Genomic DNA, 25,098 nt, shown 5'->3' on the forward strand with positions numbered 1-25,098 from the left:
ACATCATTTTACGTGATTGCCACCACAGATTATTACTTCCACATGTCCAATCCATACACGCACAGAGCGTTCAGTGTTCCGACAATATTTTACTATACTTAGGTCAATTCCGCATCCATCATTTCAAACTTGTCTATTTACCTTGATTGAGAGGAAGCGTTGAACATGATAGATATTCATTGCCATTTGCTGCCTGGTATCGATGATGGCCCAGCTACCGAAGCTGAAGCGCTCCGCTTAGCGGCTGAAGCTGTGCGACAAGGTGTGCGAGTGATCATCGCCACTCCACACCATGCCACGAAGCGATACTCCAACGAGCGAGAGCTTATTCGCGCCAAAGTAAAATCACTGATTGCGCTGCTCGACAAGCATCGCGTACCCCTTAAAGTACTGCCAGGCCAAGAGATGCGTCTGACCAAGCATTATGCCCAAGACTTTGAGGCTGGTGCGTGGCAGCCGTTGGCGGACAGCCGCTATATGTTAATCGAATGGCCGTCTACAGGTATGCCGGACGACTTTCTCGATTTTGTTCGCTATGCGAAGCAGAGACGCTTGCAAGTGATTGTGGCACATCCAGAGCGCAACCGCTCGATTATTCGCAAGCCGGAGCTGGCCTTAGCGCTGATCGAGCATGGCGTACTGTTTCAATTAACAGCCAAATCGCTGCTCGGCGGCTTTGGCCTCAAAGCGAAGCGCACAGCGCGGGCATTGTGCCGCCAGCGCTGCGTTCATTTCTTGGCATCGGACGCTCATCATGTACAGCGTCGCGGATTTCATATGCGCGAAGGGTATAGAGAGCTGCGCCGCTATATGGGGGCATTTTATGCTGAAGCGGTCAAGCGAAACGCGGTCAAGCTCGTAGCGGGTGAGTCTATTGTGCCGTTTCGCACGGCTTCTGTGCAGGCTCATCATTCCCTGCTCCTCATTAAAGGAGGCTTTGACGCGTAATGGAACTCGATTTAAAGCATATGCTCCATACGATTTGGAAGCGGAAATGGCTTGTTGCGTCCATTGTATTGGTAGCGATTACAGCATCAGCCTATTACAGCTACGTCGTCCTTAAGCCTATATACGAGGCATCCACTAAACTCATTGTCAACAAGACACGCATCGAACAAGGCGAAAGCCATGTAAACCTGAATGACTTGAACGCAAATATCCAGCTTATTTCAACTTATAAAGAATTAGTTCGAACGAATTGGGTCGTTAACGATGTATTAAAGGCGAAACCCGACTTGAACATGACTGCTGAACAATTGCTTGAAAATATTAAAGTATCCTCGATGAACGACACGCAGGTGATGACGATTTCGGTCAGAGATGAGTCTTATGCGCGTGCCGTCGATATAGTTAGTAAAATTACAGAAGTGTTTATGGTTAAAATTCCTCAACTCATGGAAGTCGATAATGTCACGTTGTTGACGGGTGCTGATCCGAAGGCGAACGCGAAGCCGGTAAAGCCGAATCCGGTGCTGAACATAACCGTTGTAGCTGCTATTGCGCTACTGATCAGCACGGCAACCGTGTTTATTCTTCAATATTTTGATCATGCGGTGTACAGCGAAGAAGATGTTGAAGGTGCGATTCAGCTGCCAACGCTTGTCGTTGTTCCGAAAATGACACGGCGCGACTTTAAAAAGCCGAATATGAAGACGCGATCCCAGCAGGAGGACGACAACTATGCTGCGTCACTTTGATAAGCATGCGCTGCTTGCCACGCGTAATCCACTGTCTCCGGTATCGGAGGCGTATCGTTCACTATGTACACAGCTCCAATTTATAGGGAACGACGTTAACGTGTGGACGCCACGCGTTATGGCGGTTATGTCTTCGGGTGTCGGTGAAGGGAAGACAACTACGGTTACGAATATGGCGATTACATACGCAATGGAAGGTAAACGAGTATTGCTGATCGACGGTGATTTGCGCCGATCCAGATTGCACCGCATTTTTGGCATGGATATGGGGAGAGGGCTGAGTCATTTGCTCCGCGGTGGGCACGACGCCGCAGATATAGCTCGGGAGACAGGGGTACGCAATTTGTCCCTCATTACGGCTGGCGCTAACGATTATAACTATGGAGAGCTGCTTGCTTTAAGCGGCTTTGAACTTTTTTTGGAACGAGCTCGAGAAGTTTATGATGTCATTTTGTTTGATAGTCCGCCGGTGCTCGTTGTTAACGATGCCAAGTTAATTGCTTCCTGTTGCGATGGTGTGCTGCTCGTCGTCAAGGCGGGGGTCACGAAGCGTGAAGCCTTAATGAAAGCCAAACAGCAGTTGGAACGTGTCCAAGCGAACATACTGGGCGTTGTGCTGAATGAAGGCGAGCAACTGAGTAAAGGCGAATGGCGGGCTTATTTCAAACAAGTGCGTCGCACAGCGCGGGAATAAAATCATATTCATGTTGCAGTAGGTAATGTCTCCTATACCTTTATCATTGGAGATACTCGATCATGCTGTGGGCTTAAATAGCCTTAGACGTTTATCGTCAATGGTGTGGTGTGAGGCAGGGTTCGATGCCCTTACGGTACTTGAACTACGGTACTCAACGTACAATTCGCGAGTTATAAGTGAGGAAAGGATGTATGGCATGAGCAAGACTAAACGTTTAATGCTGTTGCTCGGTCTTGATTTTGCTTTGGCAGGCTTTAGTGTATATTGGGCCTTTGTGTCTTTTTATGGGATAGACTTTTATAGAAGTCATTTGGTGGAGTATGTGAGCTTTGCATTCATTACGATGTGCCTTTCAGTGTGCTGTTTATACCGTTTTAAGTTGTATAACCGGGTATGGGAATACGCGAGCGTGTCTGAACTCATTTCCATTTTAAAGGCCGTGTTTGTTAGCGCAGCACTCTCTTATAGTTTGTCTTTGCTCGTGATGGAGCAGGCTGTATCGCTGCTGATAGCGTTAACGACATTGGAAACGCTTATCTTGACGATAGGTGGTACCCGCTTTATTTGGCGCATGGTTCGGTCGCGTATCGCACACAACATGCCGCAAGCACAGCCTTGTTATCGTGCGCTTATTGTTGGGGCAGGTCGTTGTGGAAGTATGGTTGCGAAGGAACTGCTCCAATGCCGCAGCAAAAATACGACGCCTGTCTGTTTCGTTGATGACGATATACGGAAGCACCGTTTAGAGGTTCACGGTATTCCGGTCGAGGGCGGACGGGCACTAATTCCTTATTTAGTTGAAAAATATGGCATCACAGACATCGTTATCGCGATGCCCTCGGCAGCAAAGGCGGAAACGAATCACATCGTTGAAATTAGCAAACGAACGAAGGCAAGACTGCGGATCATTCCGATCTTAAATGATCTGATTCAAGGAAAAGTTAAACTTCAGCATGTTCAGGACATTAACGTGGAAGATTTGCTAGGAAGAGAACCTGTATCGGTTCAATTGGATCAAATCGCTACATACGTCACGGGAAAAACGGTGCTAGTCACGGGAGCGGGCGGTTCGATTGGCGCAGAGTTGTGCCGCCAAATTGCCTTATTCAAGCCGAGCCGTCTATTGTTGCTTGGGCACGGCGAGAACAGCATCCACTCCATTGAGGTGGAGCTACGGCAAAAATACGATCAGCTCGCGATTGACTCGCTGATTGCAGACGTCAAAGATAAAGAGCGAATGGACGAGTTGTTCGCTCACTATGCGCCGCAAGTTGTATTTCATGCCGCGGCACACAAGCATGTTCCGCTTATGGAGCGCAACCCGGCTGAAGCGGTAAAGAACAATGTGCTGGGCACCAAATGTGTGGCGGAATGCGCGCATCAGTATGGTGCAGAGCGCTTTGTGTACGTGTCGTCGGATAAGGCCGTGAATCCGACGAGTGTGATGGGGGCGACGAAGCGGGTCGCTGAAATGATCGTGCAAGGTTTAAGCACGCGCAGCAGCACGATGTTTGTTGCTGTTCGCTTCGGCAATGTGCTGGGCACGCGGGGGAGTGTTATCCCGCATTTTCAGCAGCAAATCATGCAGGGCGGACCGGTAACGGTCACCCATCAAGAGATGACGCGCTACTTTATGACGATACCAGAGGCGGTACAGCTCGTTATTCAAGCTGGCTCGTTAGCTAAAGGTGGCGAGCTGTTCGTGCTGGATATGGGCAAGCCTGTCAAAATCGTCGACTTGGCCACTAACTTGATCCGTTTGTCGGGCTTTGAGCCAAACGTCGATATTCCGATTGTTTTTTCCGGACTTCGTCCAGGCGAAAAATTGTATGAAGAGCTGCTAACCGAAGAAGAGGAGCTGTCATCTACGACGCACGATCGGATTTTTATCGGCAATCCGATGTTAATGCCTTCTCTTATGTTGGAGACAGGGCTGATGAACTTGGAGCGATCGTTGACAGATGATGCGGAGACGGTCAGAGAAGCGTTGCAGAAGTTGGTGCCAGCCTATTCATGGCTGAAACCGATAACGGTGGCACCTGCTGCGCATGCCATAGCGTTCAATCCACACCGTTCATCATCGGATTGGCCGGAGAAGAAGTGGTCGCTCGTCTAAGGCGAAGCCGTGCTGACGAAATCAGCTGTCGTGTGTGCAACTGCGTCATTTCGCTATAGCACGAATGAGGGCAACTGAACGCCAGTAACTGAACGTGAGAGACTGAACGCGAGCCACTGAATGTGAGCCACTGAATGAGGGCAACTGAACGAGGCCCACTGAAGGAGACGATACTCAAATGAATGAGAACAGCAGCGAGTCGAGTCTGTCACGCGTACGCACGCGGCAATTGGCACACGCCCAGCGCAGACCTTCACTTGCGCGGCTGTTCTCTTGGACACTTATCGGCAACGTCATCTATGCTGCTTGCCAATGGGGCATGCTCGTCGTGCTGGCCAAAGGCGGAACGGTACACGATGTAGGCCTATTCTCGTTAGCACTTGCGATAACAGCGCCGATTTTTTTAATGAGCAACTTGCAGCTGCGGGGTATTTTGGCTACCGATGCGGAGCGAACGACAAGTATTGGTAGCTACGTCGGTTTACGATTGGGGATGACGATGATTGCTGTCGCAGCTTCGATCGGGACAGCACTGCTAGCTCCAATCGATGAGACAACTTTCATCATTGTGCTGCTCGTTACGGTGTCAAAGGCAGCAGAATCGATGAGCGACATCATATATGGCTGGTGGCAGCAGCACGAGAAGATGGATTGGTGCTCGTTATCGCTGATGATGCGTGGAGTGTTGTCGCTAGTCGTGTTTGGAAGCTTTTATCAGACGACGGGCAGTTTGACGATTGCTCTAATCGGTTATGCCACAGTCTGGGTGTTGCTACTCTTGGTGTGGGATTGGCCGCTTGCGTGTCGATTACCACAGTTCGGGCTTACGCTGCAATGGCACGACTGGGGAAAATTAATTGTTGTCTGTTGGCCAATGGGGGCCGTCATGCTGCTTGTATCGCTGCAAACGAATGTACCACGCTACGTCATTGCCCATTATTTCGGCAGCGAGGCGGTAGGCTATTTTTCGGCGCTTATGTACGTGCTCGTTGTAGGGAGTACAGTCGTGATCGCGCTCGGTCAGAGCGCAAGCCCACGAATTGCGCAAGCGCTGGCGAGCAGGGAACGAACGTCGCTAATTCAGCTGCTGCGTAAGTTAATAGCTATCGTGCTAGTAGGTTCTATACTACTTATGTTAATAGGCATGATGTGGGGCAGAGGGCTGCTCCTCTTTTTATATAGTGCTGATTATGCCCAATATGAACTGCTATTGCTGCTGTTGTTGGTGGGGGCAACGGTAGGCTTTATTGCTTCTATATTCGGGTTTGTACTGACAGCAGCCCGTAAGTTCAGAAGTCAGTTGCTCATAAGTATGCTGGCTGTGGTTACAACTTGGCTCGTTCATATTGCACTCATTAAGCTTGGTCTTGGGCAAAATAGTGTGGCCTACGCGCTGATGGCGGCAAACGTTGTGCAGGCTGTTGGTTGTGGCAGTGTCGTGTTCAACATGCTGCGTCACATGGAGGCACCAAAAGGCAAGATCGAGCACGAAAGAGGAGTGTATGTATGAAGCGAACGACTGTCGCCATCGGGAGTGGTGCTGTCCTGGCTACCCTGCTGCTTGGTCTGCTCTGCCTGTGGACATTGGAAGCTGAACCGTTGCTGTTCTATATCGTAATGATCGTGTTGCTCAATGTGTCATTCGGCATATGGTATGCGCGGCGTACAACGACACGTTCGTTTTTTAATAATATCGTGCTGTTGTTTTTATTTTTTTTTACCTTATATACGGTTGGGATGCCGCTCGATCATGTGTTGGGCTTGCTGCACACGTATTCGGAACAGAAGCTTGTTTACAATTTGCAAATTTATTTTGCAGCTACGGTAAGTTTGCTGGTAGGGATGATGATTGCGAGTAGCATCAGGGGCAAAGGTGAAGAAAATGGAAGAGTTGAAGATAGATCCAATGACAGAGGTAGAGGAAGAGCCAGAGATAGAGCCAATGGTAGTGGCAAAGATAATGAAAACGGCGGAGAAAAAGACAATGGCAAAGTAAAAGACAACATAAGAGACAAAAACAACGGTGGAGACAAAGACAGCCGCAATGCTGACTCCGCATGGGAACAGACGCGGCTGTTTGTGCCGCAGCTATTTTGGCCCGCGCTCATCGTCTTATTTGGCGGAATTGTATTGCTCGCTATCGACCAGATTCGGCTCGGGGGGTTCAACGTAATCGGCGTAGCCAATCGGCTTAGCAACTTTCAAGCGCAGCGTCAGCTGGAAGGGGTATCCATTCCTTGGAAAAATATTTTGACGAGCGCGTTGTTTATGCTCGCCCTCTCCATTCGCACACGGAAGCAATTGTGGTTGTTTATGGTCATTGCGGCGACGATTAGCTCTTTCTTTTTTGTGGGGCTCGGCAGTAGGAGCTTAATTTTTAATACGATGTTACCATGTACGGCTGTGCTTATGAGTAAAGGGCTTGTTCGCATCAATCCCAAATTAAATGTGGGGCTGCTGCTCGTTATTTTGATTCTCATTTCACCACTATTCTCAAATGTTCGGTTGTCGATCATTCACGATATCCCACTACAATCGATGACGAAACAAAATTGGGCCTTTTCCAACGGAGATACAGGCGCATCCTTTGTCGTCACCGCCAACATTACAGCTTATTCGGACTATCCGGCCGCAGATCCATCTTATTTAACTTCAACTGCTTATGCGTTGCCTTCCATCGTATACAAGACGCTATTTGGCCAAGATAAGCCACTAAATTTAGAGGATTGGTATGCGTGGTATTTTTACCCCTATATTTATGGCGAAGGCGGTGGGATGGGGTTCTCAGCTATTGCGCAGGCGTGGATGAATGGGGGGATCGGTGCTGTCATTACGGTGTATGCGCTGGTCGGCTATATGTTGGTGCGCATGTCGCGAGGTTATATGCTCCAGTATTTATGTATGCCGCTCGTCATCTTGTTTCATCGTAGTGCGTTTCATCAGATTGCGATTGATCTGACTTACAACTTGTTGTTTGTGGGCATCATCTTGGTGATGGCTGCGTTCATGCAGAAGCAGGACAGTATAAGAAACAGGTTCAGAAACGGGAACAGGTACAGGTACAGGTGCAGGAGCGGAGTAACACATAGCGTCAAGCATAGAGCGAAGCATTTGGTGGAAACGGCATTAAACATTGATTATGAAAAAAGAGGTGCAGCGCAGCATGAGCGAATCGAATATGAGCATAAGTGATAGAAGTCATAAAAGTGATGAGCATTTGAATATGAATCGTTGGCATGGCGAGCTTTGGAATGATGAGTGTTTGAATGACGAACGTTTGCGAGATGATCGGATGCAGCAAACTCGTTATATGGAACAGGCTGGACAAAAAGAAGCTCGGCCCCGCATCGCGTTCTTTATCACTTCACTAGCTGGTGGCGGTGCGGAAAAGGTAGTCACGATGCTATTGCGCGGGCTTGATCCGGCACAGTATGAGTTGCATTTAATCGTAAATCGACTGGAGGGGCCCTATGTGCCCCTCCTTCCTTTTTATGTGCAGGTTACGGAATTGCAGTCTGCTCGTCTGCGCAGCGCTTTGCCGATTTTGGTGAAGCAGTTGAAGCGGATTCAGCCTCACGTTGTTGTGTCGCACATGTGGGAGAACAATGTGTTGGCGACATTAGCAAATATTTGGGGCGGATTCGGGTATGGTACTTTGCTCTGTGAGCATAGCGCGATCAGCTATCGACGTGCTTTAGGCACGGATGCGCTGCGCGGTTGGTGTTACCGTCGTTCGGATGCCGTTGTCGGCTGCTCCGAGCAGATGGGGATGGAACTGCACGAATGGTTAGGCATTCCAGATGAGCGCATTCAGGTTGTGCCTAATCCAATTATTGATCACGAGTTTGAGGCGCGTGCTGCTGAGCCTTGCTCGCACCAATGGCTTTCCCAGTTGTCCTTGGAACAGGAAATGTTCGAGCAGCAAGTAGGTCAACCAAAGGAGCGGTTCATGCTAGAGCATGGTGCTGAACGACGATTTTCGCCTGTACTTATTGGGGTAGGTCGTCTCGTACCTGAGAAGCGCTTTGACTTATTTATTACTGCGATCTCACGTGTGCGAGAGCTTCATCCCCATTGGGATGTGAGAGGCGTCATCGTGGGCGAAGGTGTACAGCGCAGACAGCTGGAAGATTTGAAAGATGCGCTGCGATTGCAGAACGTCGTCGATTTGCCTGGTTATGTTAGCAACCCACTCCCTTATTTGCGGGCAGCTCATCTGTTTGTACAAACATCGGACGTTGAAGGGCTACCTACAGCGCTGGTTGAGGCTGTGGCTTGTGGGACTGATGTGGTGGCAACTTGCACCGCGACTGGAACAGAAGAAGTGTTGTGCGGTGTGCATAACGCTGCGCTAGTTCCGTGCGGAAATATGGACGTCATTGTAAGCAAGTTGATCGAAATGCTGGAGCGGCAAGAGCAACAGTGGTTGCAACGGTTTGAGCCGCAGCAGCTAGAGTTGAAGCTGGACATGGGGCTAGAAATGAAGCTAGGCGCAGAGATAGGCATGAGGATAGGGATGGATCAAGGACAGGATCAAGTGCAGGAGCAGCAGAATGCTTCTCCGCGAGGGGGAGTCGCCATATTGGTACCGCAGCCCGACGAACTTCATACAAGGCAAGTACCGTATAAATTGCCACTGGCCCAATCGGTGCATGCGTCACATTTGCAGCGCTTTACGTTAACAGAAGCAACTAATCGTTATGCAGAGCTCATTAATGAGGCGTTGGCGCGTAGAGGGTGGCATCACAATAGCGCGGGCAGTGAGGTGAACAACTGTGAAATTACTGTTCGCATATGATGTCGCCATTGAGCATGATCGGGCAACGAACTCTTTTTATCATAATTACTTTGATTATGAGTTGTGGAGACGATATTTGGAAGTGTTTCAGCATGTTGAGGTGGCGTCAAGGCAACTGCATCGTACGGCAACTGATACGCTGCTGAATCAGAAACGCTCTAGCGGGCAAGGTGTCAGCTTCTGCGAGGTGCCTTCGCTGAGCAATCCGGTCGCTCTGTTGACCAAGCGAGCGGATGCGATTCGCATCCTATCACACAGCTTGTCCCAAGCGGATGTTCTTATTGCGCGCTTGCCGAGCGAAGTTGGAGCGGTCGCTATTCAGACCGCGCACAAGCTTGGTAAGCCATGGGCGGTGGAAGTCGTCGGCCACGCTTGGGATGCGCTTTGGAATTATGGCACATGGCAAGGGAAAATATACGCTCCCATCATGACGTGGCGTACGAAGCGGCTTGTACAGCGTGCGCCATATGCGCTTTATGTGACGAATCAATTTTTACAGCGGCATTATCCTTGTAAGGGACATACGATTGGCTGCTCGGATGTGTTCATCCCAATGATGGATGATGCAGGTTGGGAGCGGCGGCTTGAGCGCATCGGCGGTCGCCATCGTTCGTACGATACATCTGAAATGCAGTCGATGCAGCCAATACGAATAGGTCTTATTGGTTCTATGGCAGCACGCTACAAAGGAATAGACACCGCCTTGCACGCACTTGCTATTTTGCATCGCGAGCGTGGTATTGACTCCGTTCCGATTCAATTGCGTGTGCTTGGTGAGGGGGATAGCTCCCCGTGGATAGCTTTAAGCCAAAAGTTAGGCGTCGAGTCGCAGGTGGAATTTTGTCCGCCTGTGCCAAGTGGGGCGGCGGTGTTCAACTGGCTGGACGACTTAGATATTTATGTGCAGCCAAGCTATCAAGAGGGGCTGCCACGTGCACTTATTGAAGCGATGAGCAGAGGGTTGCCTGCTATCGGATCTACCGCAGGCGGTATACCAGAGCTGCTGGCGCCGGAGTGGATATTTCCGGCTGGCAACGCGCAGTTGCTTGCCGCAGCTTTGCGCCGGATGATTCGGAACGAAGCTACTCGGCTGCGTGTAGGGGAGTGTAATTTCATCGCAGCTAAACAGTATGCCAAAGAGAAATTGGATGCACGGCGCACTGCATTTTTGCGTGATTTTTGCTCCTTTGCAATGGGGAGTGCTCTATCGCCTCGAATCAGCCTTACTTAAATAGTTGATAGGACCCGGGTTGGCATTTGATAGAACTAGACAGTTAGATAGAGCCAGTCAATTTGGTAGAGCTAGGCAGTTAGGTGGAACTAGACAATAGGATAGAGCGAGTCGATTCAATAGAGCTGGGCAGTTGAGTAGAACTAGACAGTTAGATAGAGCTAGTCAATTCAATAGAACTAGGAAGTTGGATGGCGCTGGACAGTTTGTAAGGAGACTCACGCAGGTTCGTGTAGGCTCAAGGAGGCAAGTGTGAATGCCATTTTTTTCGAAGGTGACTGAATCCGCAATCCAAACTGCAATTGAACTGGGGATGAAACCGAAGATCAAGCCGGGAGTCAAGCCGTTGATCGAAATCACCAATCAAATCCGGCCACGTATCGTATTAGCCGTTACACTGCCGGAATGCGTTCTTTTTTTTGAAGGTCATATTCGTTATTTACGTGAGCAAGGTTATGAAGTCACCGTCGTATCCTGCGCTAGGCCGCAGGCCGAACTGCTGGAAGGCGCTTCGTTCGTGCAAATTCCGATGAAGCGATACATGTCTGTATTCCGCGATTTGGCCAGTCTGTGGCATGCATGTCGTGTGCTGCATGAGTTGAAGCCAGATATTATCAACGCTGGTACGCCTAAAGCAGGGCTAATTATGATGTTAGCCGGCTGGTTGTGTCGGGTTCCGCATCGGGTGTATACGTGTCACGGCTTGCGCTTGGAGACGATGAAAGGCTGGCGGCGAACCGTGCTGGCGTGGACCGAGCGTCTGTCAGCGCGCTGTGCGCATCGTGTTATCGCCGTGAGTGACAGCGTTCGAGCTGCACTGATTCATTTGCAACTGGCGCCAGTCAGCAAAGTCGAAGTACTCCATCATGGCAGTTGTAAAGGCGTGGAGGCTGCGCGTTATGCGCCGACGGCCGAAAGGTTGGCGGAAGCAGCGCAGCTGCGGCTGCAATGGGGCATTGAACTTGATGCCCCGGTCATCGGCTTTGTCGGGCGGCAAGCCCGTGATAAAGGAGTGGATTTGCTCGTAGAAGCCTTTCTAGCTGTTAAGCAACTTTATCCGCAAGCGATATTGCTTATGCTAGGCAACGATGAAGAGACCGATCCGATCGAGGAACGGACGAAGCGAATCATTGCAACAGAACCGAGCATCAAAAATGTAGGCTTTATAAGCCAGATAGAGCCTTACTATACCGTTATGGATATGCTCGTTCATCCATCGTACCGTGAGGGCTTCGGTAACGTCATTTTGGAAGCGGGTGCGGCTGCACGGCCTGTGATCGTGTCCCGAGTCACGGGCTTGGTTGACTCCGTAAAGGAGCGAGTTACCGGCTTGTTTATTGAGCCTGGAAATGTTGCTCAATTGCAGGACGCGATGCTGGAACTGCTCCGCAACGCGGCGTACGCCAAGCAGCTTGGCGTAAACGGCCGCAGGCGTGTGCTGCGTGACTATCGACCCGCACATATCATTGCTGCTCACGAGCGATTGTATCAGCGCATGCTGTCACAATCGCGGCAGAACAAAGAGCGAGGGAGGCAATAACGAGCAATGAAAATACGGAAAGCGATTATTCCAGCTGCAGGTCTGGGTACCCGATTTTTGCCTGCTACGAAGGCGCAACCCAAAGAAATGCTGCCGATTGTGGATAAGCCCACCATTCAGTACATCGTCGAAGAGGCCATCGCCTCGGGCATCGAAGACATTTTAATTATTAGCGGGCGTGGCAAAAGAGCGATTGAGGATCATTTTGATAAATCGTTTGAACTGGAAGAATGCTTAGCAGCCAAGCAGAAATTTGCGGCTTTGGAGCAAATACGCTCTATCTCGCGTCTAGCAAATGTACATTATGTGCGCCAGCGGGAGCCACAAGGTCTCGGGCACGCGATTTGGTGTGCCCGTACCTTTATCGGCAATGAGCCGTTTGCTGTGCTGTTGGGCGATGACATTGTCCAACACGATATTCCTTGCACAAGGCAGCTTATGGACGTATACGACCGCTATCATACGACGGTCGTAGGAGTGCAATGGGTTCCCAATTCAGACGTACATAAATATGGAATTATCGACCCATTAGGAACTTCCATTGAGGCGCAGCTTATGTATACGCGTTCCTTCGTCGAGAAGCCGACGATTGAGGAGGCACCATCCAATTACGCGATTATGGGGCGCTATATCTTGCGACCCGAAATTTTTGAGGTGCTGGAAACGCAAGCGCCTGGCACAGGTGGAGAAATTCAACTGACGGATGCCATCCGCCAATTAAACCAAACGCAAGCCGTATTGGCCTATCAATTCGAAGGCGTTCGCTACGATGTGGGGGATAAGCTCGGATTTTTGCAAGCGACCGTCGACTTTGCTTTACAAAGAGAGGAACTGCACGCTCCGTTTCTGAGCTATTTGCAAGACATCGTTGAAAAATGCTTCGACAAGCGTAATTAGCGTTCGGGTATTACTAGCAAGGCTGACACTAGCTGACTAAATGAAGAAAGGTGAGTGTAACGCGTGTTTAAACGAATTTATTTATCGCCGCCCCATATGAGTGGGGAGGAACAACAGTGGCTTGCGGACGCGATCCAAAGCAATTGGATCGCTCCAATTGGACCAATGGTAGATGGATTTGAGCGAGATTTGGGACTTATTATGAACACGCCTAGTGTGCTAGCCGTCCACTCGGGTACGTCAGCGTTGCATTTAGGTCTGCGGCTGCTGGACGTTGGACCAGGCGATGAAGTTATCTGTTCGTCCTTAACGTACGTAGCAAGTGCCAACCCGATTCGCTACTTGGGGGCAGAACCTATATTTATCGATTCGGAGCCTTCTTCTTGGAATATGTCGCCGCAAGCGTTGGAACGAGCCTTATATGATGCAAAGCGTAGAAATCGGATGCCCAAGGCTGTTGTGGTCGTTAATTTGTACGGCCAAAGTGCGGATATGGAACCGATTAAGGAGCTGTGCAACCATTACGGAGTGCCTATTTTGGAGGATGCCGCGGAATCTTTCGGCGCGACTTACAAAGGAAAGGCAAGTGGAACGTGGGGCAAGTTCGGCGTATATTCGTTCAACGGCAACAAGATTGTGACCACTTCCGGTGGTGGGGCACTCGTCGCTGAGAACGAGGAAGCGCTGGCGAAAGCCCGCTTCTGGGCTTCCCAAGCCCGCGATCAGGGAGCCCATTATGAGCATAGCGAGCTAGGATACAACTATCGCTTAAGCAATGTGCTTGCAGCTATCGGCAGGGGACAGCTGGATGTGCTTGAAGAGCGCATTAGGGCGCGGCGCAAAGTGTTTGCGCGCTATGAAATTGCTTTTTCGCATATTGAGGGTATTTCCTTTATGCCTGAAAGAGATTATGGCCGTGCGACGAGATGGTTAACGGCTTTGACGCTGGACCCACAGCGGTTTCAAGTACACCCATCTGAGATGGTTGCGAAGCTGGAAGAGTGGAACATTGAGGCGCGGCCTGTGTGGAAGCCGCTTCACTTGCAACCGTTGTACAACGGCTGCCGTTATTTCGCGCACGAGGAGCATGTTAGCGTGTCGGAATATTTGTTCACCCACGGCATTTGCTTGCCTTCTGGCTCAAGCTTGACGGATACAGAGCAGAACCGCGTCATAGATGCGGTTGAGAGCGTACTCGGCTGTGTCGTGCGCTAGCTCATACTGGAACAAGGGAGGGGAGAACGTGTGAAGCGAGGTTTTGACATCATTTTATCAGGATTATTACTCGTCTTGTTGGCACCTGTACTAGTAGTTATCGCCGCAATCGTCAGAATTAAGCTTGGTTCGTCGGTATGGTTCCGTCAAGACCGGGCGGGCATCGGCATGAAGACGTTCTGTCTTATTAAATTTCGCACCATGACAGAGGAAAAAGATACAAACGGTGAGCTGCTCCCAGAAACGTTGCGGCTGACTCCGACCGGAATTTGGCTGCGAAAATGGAGTTTGGATGAGCTGCCGCAGCTGATTAATGTCATCAAAGGGGAGATGAGTCTGGTCGGGCCGCGGCCGATGCCTGTGCGCTACAATCCGTTCTACACGACGAATGAATTAAGGCGCTTCGCTGTAAGACCAGGCATTACGGGGTTAGCACAAACGTCAGGTCGTAACTATTTGCCTTGGGGCAGGCGGTTTGAGTTGGATATTCAGTACGCTGAAACGAACAGTTTATGGTTCGATATCATCATTTTGTACCGGACTGCGGTGCAGGTCATTTTGCGTAAAGATGTGGCGATCTGCTCGAGTATGGTCATGCCAGATTTAGATGTTGAACGAAAAATGAAAATAGAGCGTTCTATTTAAAAAATAATGAGGGGATAGTAGCGTGCACGCGATGGAATGGATGTCCAAGGATGATGGGTGCGATAGCAGCAGCACTAGCATTAGCGGAACTAGCGATAGCGTCAGGGTAACTAGGGTGAGCCTGATACTATTCGGTAGTATGGGCGTAGCGGTTGCCTGTTTACGCTGGTTGTTGGAGCAGCCTTATGTCGATGTGCTAGGCGTCGTCTGTTCACGACAGCCACGTTCACGTTGGCGAGCTGCGGTGCAAGATGAAGACATGCAGGAGGAGGCGCCACGATGGGGAATACCACTGCTCACGTTGGAAGAGGTGGCCCATATCGAGGCTGATTTAGGGCTGAGCGTACGCTACCATGAAATATTGCGGCAGCGCCACTTGCAGCGCTTTCGGCTTGGTGTCGTGAACTTACATGGCGCACCGCTGCCGGAGATGCGCGGTTCCATGTGTGATGCGGCTGCCTTGTTAGAAGGGCGCGAGCATTTTGGCACGAGCTTGCACTGGATGGATGAAGGGATTGATACGGGGCCTATCATAGCTGTGGAACGTTTTCCGATTGAGCCGCATCATACGGTCTATCATTTGTTTCAGCATAGCAACGAGCGTGGGCTCAGACTCATTCAAGCATGGCTGCCTGCAATCGTGAACGGTACAGCCCCACGGATAGAACAAACAGAGCAATTGGGGATGCGAGGCGGTACAAGCCGTACTTATGTTGCGAAACAAGTATTGCAGCATAAAGAAATCGCCCAGCCTGTGTCGATGTCGATGAATCAGCTCTGGAATACGGTCCGCGCCTTTCAATTTCCCGGGCATGATCCGGCCTATTTACGAATACCGAACGGTTCCATTAGCCTAACGTACAAGTGGGGGGACGTTTATGCAAGTTCAGATTCTTGACGTGAACTCCCGTGACGAATGGGATCAACTGATTCAACGCATACCGCGTGCGGATGTATACTTTACAGCCGATTATTGCCGCATTTATGAACATCATTTAGAAGGACAGGCACAGCTGTTTGTATATAGGCAGGATGACGATTTCATTTGTTATCCGTACCTGCTGCGCGACATCTCTACGCTCCCTTTCATGGATCAACTCCACTTCGGCAGCGGGGCTCAAGACATTACGACACCTTATGGCTATGGTGGCCCGATTTGTAATGTGCAGCAAAAGGAGCGCAGAGCGGAGCTGTTTCGCCAGTTTGAGCACGAGTTCGATGCGTACTGTCAAGAGCAGCATATCGTAACGGAATTTGTCCGTTTTCACCCGCTGCTGCGCAACTGGCATGACTATACAGCTGTGGAGCCAACTTTTTCACGGCATACTGCTTTTATTGATCTGAGCTTAAATGAAGCTGAAATATGCAAGCATTATTCTAGGAATAAGCGGAATCAAATCAGGCGCGCACGGGAGGACGGATTGGCCGTACAGCATCGATCGATCGATGAAATCGACGATTTTCTAGCGTTGTACTATGCTACCATGGATCATTGCCGTGCCCAACCGTACTATTATTTCAGCCGTTCCTTTATGGAGCGTACATGTGCGTATTTGGCCGAACATATTGCACTTATGGAAGTCACTTTTGCTGGGGAGGTCATCGTTTCCTGTCTGGTTATGCACTACGGAGACTATGCGCACTATCACTTAATGGGGTTGAACAGAGAGAAGGTACGGTATTCACCTGTAAATATACTCGTTCATGAAGCGGCCTTATGGGCGAAGCGATTAGGGTGCAAATGGTTTCACTTGGGAGGTGGAGCGACAGGGGACGACAGCTTATATCGGTTTAAACGTGAGTTCAATGAGCGAACACAGGCTGAATTTTATGTGGGGCGACGGATTAGAAGGCCGGATATGTATCAGGCGTTAATCGAGAGGAGCGCTCATCGTGAAACGGGTCATTTTTTTCCGTTTTATCGTGATCCTACATTTTTGAATCGATATTGTGTAACATAGGTTCACCCACTGCACCATCTCGTCTTGGGTTGCATAAGATAAAGCAGCTCTTACCTAATATGATCGACTCGACATCGAGAAACAGACAAGCTGGAAAGTGGGGGGGATATGAAGAAGTTTATTTTTAAAAAAAGGAATGTTTGGCGTTGGACACTGCTTGCACTTGTACTCCTTTTCGCTGTTGTGGTCACGTCTGATCACCATGATTCTCCATTTGTAGATGCTGCCGTAGGAACGCCAAAACCGCAAGGAATTAGTATAAAAAGCTTTGGTGCAGTAGGTGATGGGTCCACGGACGATTCGGCAGCGCTAGTTAAAGCAAGTCAATTGAAATCAGGCGTCATTTATTTCCCAACAGGAACGTATGTATTGAACGAACGGCTAACCTTTCCAGCACAGGTGACGCTTGTATTTGGTCAACATGCGCAGCTCCACCTTGGGAACGGGAAGTCGATCACGATTAACGGTAGCCTCAAGGCAGGGCTATACCAAATATTTAGCGGTACAGGCAAAGTTGTCGGTTCGAACAAGATGAAACATGTGTACCCTGAATGGTTCGGAGCATTAGGTAATGCCAGTGCCGATGATCGTTTGGCCATACAGCACACGCTTGATTTTGCAAGTCAGCAGCCGGAAAGTAGCACGGTTCATTTTTCAGCAGGCAAAACGTATCTTCTGCGTACGATGACCAAACCTGCCCAACATGTCCTTATTGTGAATGGAAAGGTGTCGTTGGATGGCAATGGAACGGTAAAATTAGCTGATCAAATCGGCATCTACAATAGCGTATTTGAATTTCCGCATCCGATTAACAATGTCTCGATTAAACATCTTACCGTAGATGCTAACAGTGCGAACAATCCGCAGAACGGCCAGCCTTCAGACGCTTTTGACCCGAGGCGAGAGTTTCAAATGTACACCGGAAACGGAGCAACATTTGAGCAAGTGACGATTAAAAATAGCCTCGGTGTACAGTCCATTATGACGAATGTCGTTGATCGTGTCGTCATCAAAAATTGTTCCTTTCTCAATATGGGCGTAAACGCAGCCAATCATTTCGATACTTCTGCCATTTATGTGGTCGGCAACCATTCCCAAATTACAGGTAACGTGTTTGAAGCGAAGGGAAAAGGTGCAAATACAGCAATTGAAATACATGGCGGTCAAAAAATCGTAAGTCGCAACGTAATTAATCAGTATCGGACAGGTGTTATTTTTGCTACCGAACCGTCACCGCAGTATAGTAGCGACAATATTTTAATAACGAACAATACGATTCAGGATGTGATGTACGGAATTAGTCTATGGGGCGTTAGTGATCACGTAAACGGACTGACGATTAGCAGCAATCGCATTCGAGTGAAAGCGGATGCAGGTGGATTTTTACCGGCAAACGAGCTTTCGACAGGCATTCAATTTTATCATCCGAGCAATCAAAAATGGAGCAATATTCATATTTCCACCAATGTGATTGATTTTGTGAAACCGAGCTTACCGTATTTGACTTCGAATCAACACTCCGCAGGCATTGATCTTGGACTGCATGGGAGTGGTAGCGAAGCAGAGGGCATTATGATTCAGGGCAATTATATTCGAAATGCTTATGCAAACGGGATTTCGTGGAGCGTGTTAGGCCCTTCTAAGCAAATTATCATCGAGCACAATACGATCGTGAATTCAGGCAGCGCATACAATGGCAATGCAGGTTACAGTTCGGGTATCGCACTGTTTGCCAATCGAATATATATATCTTGTTATGTACGTAACAATGTCATTGTCGAAGATCGTTCACCGGCCAATATGTATACCGGATTATTGCTCTATAGTATCGGGCCTTCTGACAATGCCAGCACGCAGCTTTATTGGGTGAACAATGCAATTGCTACCGATGCTGTGCCGTTGAGCGGGAAAGACATCGTAACAGACGGTAACACACCAATTATTCAATAGACACCGTTGAAACAACACGAGGTTAAGTTTCGGAGGGTGTAGGTATGAAGGTCAGACAAACCGAGCTAGCTGGCGTATATGTGCTAGAACCGAATGTATTTGCGGACGGACGCGGTTTTTTTATGGAAAGCTATCATAAAGCGGTATTAGAGGCAAACGGTGTCCTGTACGAGTTCGTGCAAGATAATCACTCGCTGTCGATGCAGGTAGGAACGCTGCGAGGACTTCATTATCAGCTATCGCCAATGGCCCAGACGAAGCTTGTGCGTGTGTTGTCTGGAGCCATCTATGATGTGGCGGTCGATATTCGTCGTGATTCGCCCCAATTCGGTAAATGGGTTGGAATCGAATTAAGCGCGGCCAATAAAAGTCAGCTCCTCATTCCGCAAGGCTTTGCCCACGGATTTTGTACATTGATGCCGAATACAGAAGTCATGTATAAAGTAGACCAATATTATTCACCATCTCATGACCGAGGTATTCGTTGGGATGATGCGGATTTAGGCATTGAATGGCCAGAGCGCATCTCTCAATTATCGGACAAAGATGAACGTCTTCCGTCTTTAAAAGACGCGGAATTGCCAACAATGCCAGCAACAAGAATGGTGGAAGATACGAATGAAATATAAGAAACCTAAAAAGGTGCTCGTTACTGGCGCACAAGGGCAACTTGGCGCCGATATGATGGAGTTGCTAAAGCGCAAAGGGATTACGGCAGTTGGATACGGAAAAGATCAACTAGACATTACAAATGCGGAACAAGTGCTAGAAGTGATTGGCTATGAGCGCCCGACGCATGTCGTGCACGCTGCTGCGTTTACAAAGGTAGATGAAGCAGAAGGGGAGCGGGACAAAGCTTACGCCATCAATGCATTCGGAACGCGCAATGTTGCGGTGGCTGCGAATAAAGTCGGAGCACGACTCGTGTACGTTAGCACGGATTATGTGTTCGATGGTCGAGCGACGACTCCTTATCATGAATTTGCTCGTCCGCGCCCGATGAATGTTTACGGGGCTACGAAATATGAAGGAGAAAATTTTGTTCGCAATCATCATGCCCGTGCTTTTATCGTGCGTACCTCTTGGGTATTTGGTGTGCACGGCCCTAACTTTGCTAAAATGATACTTCAATTGGGTCATCAACAGCCGGAGTTGAAGGTCGTGCATGATCAAGTAGGCAGCCCTACGTATACGGTTGATTTGGCGGAAATGATTTTACAGTTGATGGTGACAGAAAGATACGGAACGTATCACGTTTCGAATAGCGGCACATGCTCTTGGTACGAATTTGCATGCGCCATCATGGAGGAAGCGGGTTTGGCAGTGAAGGTTCGCCCAGTCCCGACGTCTCAATTTCCACGTCCGGCGCGACGTCCTGCATTTTCAGCGCTAGAGGGAATGGCTTTACGTTTAAACGGATTTCCGGCGCTGCGGCCTTGGCAGGAAGCATTGCGAGATTTTATTGCACGTTTGCCGAAAGATTGAAGGCTTCCATTCCTATTGCGATCAAACGAAATAAATAGGAAGCGAGGATAACGGTATTTTGCCGCTTGAACGAGCAAGGGTGAGCATGGTGGAGGTGCGGCGTATGAGGGGGAGTGAACGTGAGATGCGCCGTGCTTGGTACAACATTCGGTGGTTTGGCGATGGCGTGGCGCTTGATGAAGCTTGGGCATGACGTATGGCTAGTCGCGACCGAGGCAGAAGAAGCAGCCCGTTTGCGCGAAGAGGCGCAAGAACGACTATTGTGCACGATTCATGCGTCATATGCTGTTCGACGTGCTGATGTGGTTGTTATTGGTGATGAGTGTCTGAATCACTGCGGGCAATGGGCACGTGGAGAGTTTCCGTCAGCGGGTATGAAAGCTAAAGTTGATCTGAAGGCCAAGGGTGGTATGGGCGAAAATACACAGGCAGGGGGCGTCGGAGGGGCGGGCAGCATTGTGCGGAGAGATAGTGACAGTCTACTTCAGAGGCTGGCCACTTGGCTTACACCGCTGCTAGCTCCACACGCCAGCGTGATCTTAGCAGCAGAAGTGGAGCCAGGAACGACAGCAAGGTTGCGAACGGAATTGGCATTACACATGCAAGCTGAACATACAATGGCTTACGTGCCGCTGATCGCTTTCAGCGGCAATGGCCCGCTTGTGCTGGGCACGTCGAACGGAGTGCCGTGCCCGCACATGGTCAAGCTATTCGCCCCTTTTCAGAGGGCGGTATGCTTTACGAAGGATAGCGTAGCAGAGCATTACGCTGCCCTAGCAATAGGAGGCGCCAACCGATTGCGGCGCCCGATGCTCAACGATGAAGCAGAGCTTGAAGCGTGTCGACTGTGGCGTGCCCATCAACAAGTGTGGCTCCAAGATGTAGAGCTATGGCGAGGCCTTGAATGATGGGCAGCAGTGAGCCCACAAGGAATTGGAAATGGCGGGATGAAGGGGAAAATACGCCCCCAACATATTTGCAACATTTTGGATCAAAATGCTTGACATATTTTTCTTTTTGACGTACATTAATGATACATAATGTAACAATGAAGCTGCTAGCGCAAAAAGGTATGCCAATTATTTGGCGAATTATACTATTAAGGAGGCTCGTCCCATGAATGCACGCGGGTTACGTGATGACCAACCTATATTTTGCTTAGGCTGCAAAAGGTTGTTCATTGCTGAAGATACTATTTTGCAATTCCGCACAGGCTTCATACAAGGACATACTCCGGTCGGGTGCTGTCACGGATGTGTATCCGAGCACAAGTCGCTTAACGCCTTATGGATTTCGTTAACGACTGAACAGCCTTACGACTGCGTCATGCACGGATAACCCTATTAATTCTTCTTCCTCTATATAATCGAATGAGAAGCAAGCGTTATCCTGCTTGCTTCTCGTTCACTTTGTCGCTTCGCTTTGACTTACGTTCATCAGCCTTCGCTTTGTTCGACGACTCCGACGACTCTGCTGAGTCTGAAAGCTCCATTGCATGAGCATCGTCATGAGTAGACGTGTTCTCAGTGTGCTCCATTTTTTCCGCATGTTCGGATTTTGACGGATGTTCAACTCCGCTCGCGTTGCTACCTTCCTTAAGCTGATCTTCTTTTTCCATTACACTTGTCCCGTTCCATATACCGCCCTCAAGTACTATCAGGAGCCCAGACTCACACAAGCCTCGAATTTGGCCTGTTTCTGTAATCGTCAGCTTTTCAGCTGCACGTATCTCACCAAATACTTTTCCAGCTACGATAACCTGCTTGGCTGTAATATTTGCATACGCCTCGCCTGATTTGCCTATGACAATGTTACCGTTCCCCGTAACATCACCCTTTAGCGTCCCATCGATGCGCAGACTTGATTCGCAGTGAATAACGCCCTCAATAATAGTGCCTTTGCCGATCAGGGTATCTGTTGTATCTGTATGGGATGGATGTTTGCGAAACATATATTCACTCCTTTAAGATCGTACTCACTTAACGTACTTAATTCACTTAACTTGCTTAATAACGGTCACGTATTCGCTTAGTAGCAGTATCTTTAGTAGTATCTTCAGTGGTATCTTCAGTAGCAGCATCTCTAGTAGTAGCATCTTTAGCCGCTGCTGTATCGACAACCCTCGTACGCCGTTTTAAATAAGGAAGCGGGTTAACCGCGTCGCCTCGCTGCATCACTTGAAAATGCAAATGCGGACCCGTGCTGCGCCCCGTGCTGCCTAGTTCCCCAATGATATCTCCCTTTTTTACCGTTTGATTAACGGCTACATGAATGTCATGCAAATGCATATACCATGTTTCGATACCGTTTACATGGCGGATAATTATATATCGTCCGCGAGCCGAATTAAATTCAGCTTCTATAATACGTCCATCCGCAGCCGCATAGATGGGATCACCCAATTGACCGCCAATATCTAGACCAGCATGAAAAGCAGCGCGCCCAGAAATCGGATCTTGCCTATAGCCGAAGCTTGATGTCATGCGCCGTGATGGGGTAGGCCAGTAATTTGGTGTTCCCGCTAGCAACAGTTGCTTCTTTTCCGCCTGCTGCAACGTACTTGGGGTGCTTTTTTGGATCGTAATCAACATATCGCGAATTTGCTCTAAGTCTAATTGGGAGCGCTGCGATAGCGCTATGATTTGCTCCGTCGTCCAAGCATGCTCTTCCCCTCCAACTTGTTGTTGGGCGTTCCAAGCAGGCTGATACGCAATAGTAGCTGGTTTACTCGACATGTTCATAGGTGCAGGTAACGCAGGTTCAATATGATCCTCAATGAACTGTTGCAGCTGCTTTTCCATGCTGTTTATTTGCCCGACGCGTTTCTTCATCGTTTGGGTCTGTGAGGACAAGCGAACCACTTCATGTTGCAGACGAGAAATGGCGGCGTTTTTATCCTTTACCGTAATTTCCAACGACATCGCTTGCTGAGCGACTTGCTTCTCCAACTGTTTAATGTGGGCTGCTGCTTTCCACTGCATACTCACAATAAGCCCAGAAATAGAGAGTACTGCCGCTAATGGCACAGAGATGACAAGAAGCTTAGGGACATTCAACTGTTTCACTGCTTGCTCGGCGTCACGAATGACTAACAATGTCATGCTGTCGTTCCACCAGCGTCGCTTCATGACATCACCTCGTCCTTCAAGTTCAGATACAGTGTGTTATCCTTCATGCCTATATGCAATTTATTCGTTTGTCCGGTAGAACATGCCTCAAGATTGCAATTCATGCACAAGGATGACGGAATATGCTATCCTTGCACACGGCTCATTTGTGGTTAAAGGTCAAATATGGTATAGATTGTATATGGATGGATGTTCATGTTAAAGAGGGGGTAGTGCAACGTAAATGATTTGGTTCATCATCTTGATGATCATCTACTTATTTCAAATTGTGACGATAGTGTTATTGGAGTTTAAGCACCCATCCAAAGCAGTCGCGTGGCTGCTCATTTCGTTTTGCTTCCCGCTAATTGGTTTTGTGATGTATTACTTTTTAGCACAGGATTATACAGCGCGTCGTCGTGTACGAAAAAGAGAAACATGGGCAGGGTCTAACGAGCATGTCTATCAACTGACCCGCATGCAGGTCGTGCAGGAGTCGGCTCAACTAACCAATGCCGAAATGCGTAGTCAAGAACGGCTATTTACTTTAATTAGCTCCGTATCTGAAAGTCCTGTAACCGGATGCAATAAGACGACGGTGCTGACGAATGGACAAGTTACGTATGAATCCATGCTTGCGGCGATTCGTGAAGCTAAGGATCATATTCATATGGAGTTCTACATTATGCGTGATGATGCGATTGGTGCTGTATTTCAAGATGCATTAATTGCAAAAGCAAAAGCAGGGGTTAGGGTTCGCATCATTGTGGACGGAGTAGGCAGCATGGAACTTCGTCGCAAATATTTACATAAATTTCGCCAAGCTGGCGTGGAATTTCATTGGTTTTTGCCACTCGTTGTATCCTTTTTTCGTCGTCGCTTAAATTTTCGCAATCATCGCAAAATTGTTATTGTCGATGGGACGATCGGGTTTATCGGCGGGTTGAACATTGGGGATGACTATTTAGGCTTGAATGAAAAATTAGGCTTTTGGCGCGATACGCATTTGCGGATAGAAGGAGATGCGGTGTATACGCTGCAAGGCGTGTTTTTACACGATTGGGCGTTTGTGACGAAAGAAATTATTGTGCGACGAGAGTTATTTCCTCCACATGCTTGTCAGGCGCAGGAACAAGTCAAAATGATATCTAGCGGACCGGATAAAAGTTGGGATGCGATACAGGAGTTGTTTTTTTCCGCGATCACGGCCGCGAAATACCGTGTGTGGATGATGACCCCTTATTTCATACCCGATATTAGCATTTTATTTGCACTAAAAACGGCGGCTGTCAGTGGCATTGATGTGCGCATTATTATTCCAGGTAAATCAGATTCCCGCCTTGTTGATTGGGCCTCTTTATCGTATGTGGAGGAGCTGCTGCAAGCGGGAGTGCGATTTTATCAGTATCAAAAAGGATTTGCGCATGCAAAGACGCTCGTGATGGATCGCTCGCTTGCTTCTGTAGGTTCAGCGAACATGGATATGCGCAGCTTTTTTAGTAATTTCGAAGCGACAGCTGTACTTTTTGATACGGCAACGATTGATCGTGTAACGGAAGATTTTGAACGCGATTTTGCGGATAGCGTGGAAATTCGTTATCGCGAATTCGTCCAGCGTTCACGCAAGCAGCGGATGACCGAGGCAGTTGTACGCCTACTATCGCCGCTGCTTTAAAATAGCGAAGCGGTTGTGCGTTTGCTATCGCGATGCTTTAAATTAGCGAAGCTGTGAACCTAAATATCTTGTGTCCTCCTCGTT

General features: G+C 48.9%; 22 protein-coding genes. 20 read left to right on the top strand and 2 right to left on the bottom strand.

Going from position 1 to position 25,098, the window contains the following annotated elements:
• Positions 1 to 165 precede the first annotated feature (165 nt).
• The 19 genes from KIK04_RS14540 (at position 166) to KIK04_RS14630 (ending at position 21,570) form a co-directional block, all read left to right on the top strand.
• A complete protein-coding gene (locus KIK04_RS14540) occupies positions 166 to 948 on the top strand; it encodes a tyrosine-protein phosphatase (protein WP_232274369.1) in 783 nt (260 codons plus the stop codon).
• Positions 948 to 1,697, top strand: coding sequence for a YveK family protein (locus KIK04_RS14545; protein ID WP_232274370.1), 750 nt, complete (start codon positions 948 to 950; stop codon positions 1,695 to 1,697). The genes KIK04_RS14540 and KIK04_RS14545 overlap by 1 nt, the downstream gene beginning before the upstream one ends.
• Positions 1,681 to 2,391, top strand: coding sequence for a CpsD/CapB family tyrosine-protein kinase (locus KIK04_RS14550; protein ID WP_232274371.1), 711 nt, complete (start codon positions 1,681 to 1,683; stop codon positions 2,389 to 2,391). Before KIK04_RS14545 ends, KIK04_RS14550 begins: the two co-directional genes overlap by 17 nt.
• Before the next feature lie 199 nt (positions 2,392 to 2,590).
• Positions 2,591 to 4,510, top strand: coding sequence for a polysaccharide biosynthesis protein (locus KIK04_RS14555; protein ID WP_232274372.1), 1,920 nt, complete (start codon positions 2,591 to 2,593; stop codon positions 4,508 to 4,510).
• Positions 4,511 to 4,688: 178 nt separating this feature from the next.
• Positions 4,689 to 6,020, top strand: coding sequence for a lipopolysaccharide biosynthesis protein (locus KIK04_RS14560; protein WP_232274373.1), 1,332 nt, complete (start codon positions 4,689 to 4,691; stop codon positions 6,018 to 6,020).
• A complete protein-coding gene (wzy, locus tag KIK04_RS14565; protein ID WP_232274374.1) occupies positions 6,017 to 7,702 on the top strand; it encodes an O-antigen polysaccharide polymerase Wzy in 1,686 nt (561 codons plus the stop codon). The genes KIK04_RS14560 and wzy overlap by 4 nt, the downstream gene beginning before the upstream one ends.
• Complete coding sequence (locus KIK04_RS14570; RefSeq protein WP_232274375.1) at positions 7,674 to 9,308, top strand: glycosyltransferase; 1,635 nt, start codon at positions 7,674 to 7,676, stop codon at positions 9,306 to 9,308. The genes wzy and KIK04_RS14570 overlap by 29 nt, the downstream gene beginning before the upstream one ends.
• Complete coding sequence (locus tag KIK04_RS14575; RefSeq protein WP_232274376.1) at positions 9,286 to 10,539, top strand: glycosyltransferase family 4 protein; 1,254 nt, start codon at positions 9,286 to 9,288, stop codon at positions 10,537 to 10,539. The genes KIK04_RS14570 and KIK04_RS14575 overlap by 23 nt, the downstream gene beginning before the upstream one ends.
• Positions 10,540 to 10,795: 256 nt before the next feature.
• Positions 10,796 to 12,079 carry a glycosyltransferase family 4 protein gene (locus KIK04_RS14580; RefSeq protein WP_232274377.1) on the top strand — a complete coding sequence of 428 codons (1,284 nt, stop codon included), beginning with the start codon at positions 10,796 to 10,798 and terminating at the stop codon, positions 12,077 to 12,079.
• Between the two features lie 6 nt (positions 12,080 to 12,085).
• Positions 12,086 to 12,976, top strand: a complete 891-nt coding sequence (gene galU / locus KIK04_RS14585) for a UTP--glucose-1-phosphate uridylyltransferase GalU (protein ID WP_232274378.1) — start codon at positions 12,086 to 12,088, stop codon at positions 12,974 to 12,976.
• A 96-nt stretch (positions 12,977 to 13,072) separates the two neighbouring features.
• Entirely contained in the window at positions 13,073 to 14,191 is a 1,119-nt protein-coding gene (locus tag KIK04_RS14590; protein WP_269671032.1) for a DegT/DnrJ/EryC1/StrS family aminotransferase, read from the top strand.
• Between the two features lie 30 nt (positions 14,192 to 14,221).
• The gene (locus tag KIK04_RS14595) at positions 14,222 to 14,836 is read left to right on the top strand and encodes a sugar transferase (protein ID WP_232274380.1); all 615 of its coding nucleotides are present in this window, start codon (positions 14,222 to 14,224) and stop codon (positions 14,834 to 14,836) included.
• Between the two features lie 31 nt (positions 14,837 to 14,867).
• Positions 14,868 to 15,734: a formyl transferase gene (locus KIK04_RS14600; RefSeq protein WP_232278741.1), complete on the top strand. Its 867-nt coding sequence runs from the start codon at positions 14,868 to 14,870 to the stop codon at positions 15,732 to 15,734.
• Positions 15,715 to 16,797: a lipid II:glycine glycyltransferase FemX gene (locus tag KIK04_RS14605; protein ID WP_232274381.1), complete on the top strand. Its 1,083-nt coding sequence runs from the start codon at positions 15,715 to 15,717 to the stop codon at positions 16,795 to 16,797. The genes KIK04_RS14600 and KIK04_RS14605 overlap by 20 nt, the downstream gene beginning before the upstream one ends.
• 108 nt (positions 16,798 to 16,905) lie before the next feature.
• On the top strand, positions 16,906 to 18,747 hold the full coding sequence (locus tag KIK04_RS14610) for a glycoside hydrolase family 55 protein (protein WP_232274382.1): 1,842 nt from the start codon (positions 16,906 to 16,908) through the stop codon (positions 18,745 to 18,747).
• Positions 18,748 to 18,791: 44 nt separating this feature from the next.
• Complete coding sequence (gene rfbC / locus KIK04_RS14615; protein ID WP_232274383.1) at positions 18,792 to 19,376, top strand: dTDP-4-dehydrorhamnose 3,5-epimerase; 585 nt, start codon at positions 18,792 to 18,794, stop codon at positions 19,374 to 19,376.
• Positions 19,366 to 20,232: a dTDP-4-dehydrorhamnose reductase gene (gene rfbD, locus KIK04_RS14620; protein WP_232274384.1), complete on the top strand. Its 867-nt coding sequence runs from the start codon at positions 19,366 to 19,368 to the stop codon at positions 20,230 to 20,232. The genes rfbC and rfbD overlap by 11 nt, the downstream gene beginning before the upstream one ends.
• Before the next feature lie 119 nt (positions 20,233 to 20,351).
• Positions 20,352 to 21,140: an NAD(P)-binding domain-containing protein gene (locus KIK04_RS14625; RefSeq protein ID WP_232274385.1), complete on the top strand. Its 789-nt coding sequence runs from the start codon at positions 20,352 to 20,354 to the stop codon at positions 21,138 to 21,140.
• 208 nt (positions 21,141 to 21,348) lie between these two features.
• A complete protein-coding gene (locus tag KIK04_RS14630) occupies positions 21,349 to 21,570 on the top strand; it encodes a diaminopimelate decarboxylase (protein ID WP_232274386.1) in 222 nt (73 codons plus the stop codon).
• A 46-nt stretch (positions 21,571 to 21,616) separates the two neighbouring features.
• Here KIK04_RS14630 and KIK04_RS14635 read toward each other — a convergent pair whose 3' ends face one another.
• Both KIK04_RS14635 and KIK04_RS14640 read right to left on the bottom strand, forming a co-directional pair.
• On the bottom strand, positions 21,617 to 22,183 hold the full coding sequence (locus KIK04_RS14635) for a bactofilin family protein (protein ID WP_232274387.1): 567 nt from the start codon (positions 22,181 to 22,183) through the stop codon (positions 21,617 to 21,619).
• A 55-nt stretch (positions 22,184 to 22,238) separates the two neighbouring features.
• Positions 22,239 to 23,360, bottom strand: coding sequence for a M23 family metallopeptidase (locus tag KIK04_RS14640; protein WP_232274388.1), 1,122 nt, complete (start codon positions 23,358 to 23,360; stop codon positions 22,239 to 22,241).
• A 223-nt stretch (positions 23,361 to 23,583) separates the two neighbouring features.
• Here KIK04_RS14640 and cls point away from each other — a divergent pair, with 223 nt between their 5' ends.
• Positions 23,584 to 25,014, top strand: coding sequence for a cardiolipin synthase (cls, locus tag KIK04_RS14645; protein WP_232274389.1), 1,431 nt, complete (start codon positions 23,584 to 23,586; stop codon positions 25,012 to 25,014).
• Positions 25,015 to 25,098 lie beyond the last annotated feature (84 nt).

Origin of the sequence: Paenibacillus sp. 481 (genome assembly GCF_021223605.1) — a bacterium.
GTDB lineage: Bacteria > Bacillota > Bacilli > Paenibacillales > Paenibacillaceae > Paenibacillus_B.

What these genes read in the sequence shown, in the direction of transcription:
- KIK04_RS14570 (WP_232274375.1), top strand. Translation starts at nt 7,674, where the DNA reads ATGAGCGAATCGAATATGAGCATAAGTGATAGAAGTCATAAAAGTGAT.
- KIK04_RS14610 (WP_232274382.1), top strand. Translation starts at nt 16,906, where the DNA reads ATGAAGAAGTTTATTTTTAAAAAAAGGAATGTTTGGCGTTGGACACTG.
- KIK04_RS14560 (WP_232274373.1), top strand. Translation starts at nt 4,689, where the DNA reads ATGAATGAGAACAGCAGCGAGTCGAGTCTGTCACGCGTACGCACGCGG.
- KIK04_RS14550 (WP_232274371.1), top strand. Translation starts at nt 1,681, where the DNA reads ATGCTGCGTCACTTTGATAAGCATGCGCTGCTTGCCACGCGTAATCCA.
- KIK04_RS14590 (WP_269671032.1), top strand. Translation starts at nt 13,073, where the DNA reads ATGAGTGGGGAGGAACAACAGTGGCTTGCGGACGCGATCCAAAGCAAT.
- KIK04_RS14600 (WP_232278741.1), top strand. Translation starts at nt 14,868, where the DNA reads ATGGAATGGATGTCCAAGGATGATGGGTGCGATAGCAGCAGCACTAGC.
- KIK04_RS14630 (WP_232274386.1), top strand. Translation starts at nt 21,349, where the DNA reads ATGAATGCACGCGGGTTACGTGATGACCAACCTATATTTTGCTTAGGC.
- rfbD (WP_232274384.1), top strand. Translation starts at nt 19,366, where the DNA reads ATGAAATATAAGAAACCTAAAAAGGTGCTCGTTACTGGCGCACAAGGG.
- KIK04_RS14555 (WP_232274372.1), top strand. Translation starts at nt 2,591, where the DNA reads ATGAGCAAGACTAAACGTTTAATGCTGTTGCTCGGTCTTGATTTTGCT.
- cls (WP_232274389.1), top strand. Translation starts at nt 23,584, where the DNA reads ATGATTTGGTTCATCATCTTGATGATCATCTACTTATTTCAAATTGTG.
- galU (WP_232274378.1), top strand. Translation starts at nt 12,086, where the DNA reads ATGAAAATACGGAAAGCGATTATTCCAGCTGCAGGTCTGGGTACCCGA.
- KIK04_RS14580 (WP_232274377.1), top strand. Translation starts at nt 10,796, where the DNA reads ATGCCATTTTTTTCGAAGGTGACTGAATCCGCAATCCAAACTGCAATT.
- KIK04_RS14635 (WP_232274387.1), bottom strand. Translation starts at nt 22,183, where the DNA reads ATGTTTCGCAAACATCCATCCCATACAGATACAACAGATACCCTGATC.
- rfbC (WP_232274383.1), top strand. Translation starts at nt 18,792, where the DNA reads ATGAAGGTCAGACAAACCGAGCTAGCTGGCGTATATGTGCTAGAACCG.
- wzy (WP_232274374.1), top strand. Translation starts at nt 6,017, where the DNA reads ATGAAGCGAACGACTGTCGCCATCGGGAGTGGTGCTGTCCTGGCTACC.
- KIK04_RS14640 (WP_232274388.1), bottom strand. Translation starts at nt 23,360, where the DNA reads ATGAAGCGACGCTGGTGGAACGACAGCATGACATTGTTAGTCATTCGT.
- KIK04_RS14545 (WP_232274370.1), top strand. Translation starts at nt 948, where the DNA reads ATGGAACTCGATTTAAAGCATATGCTCCATACGATTTGGAAGCGGAAA.
- KIK04_RS14605 (WP_232274381.1), top strand. Translation starts at nt 15,715, where the DNA reads ATGCAAGTTCAGATTCTTGACGTGAACTCCCGTGACGAATGGGATCAA.
- KIK04_RS14540 (WP_232274369.1), top strand. Translation starts at nt 166, where the DNA reads ATGATAGATATTCATTGCCATTTGCTGCCTGGTATCGATGATGGCCCA.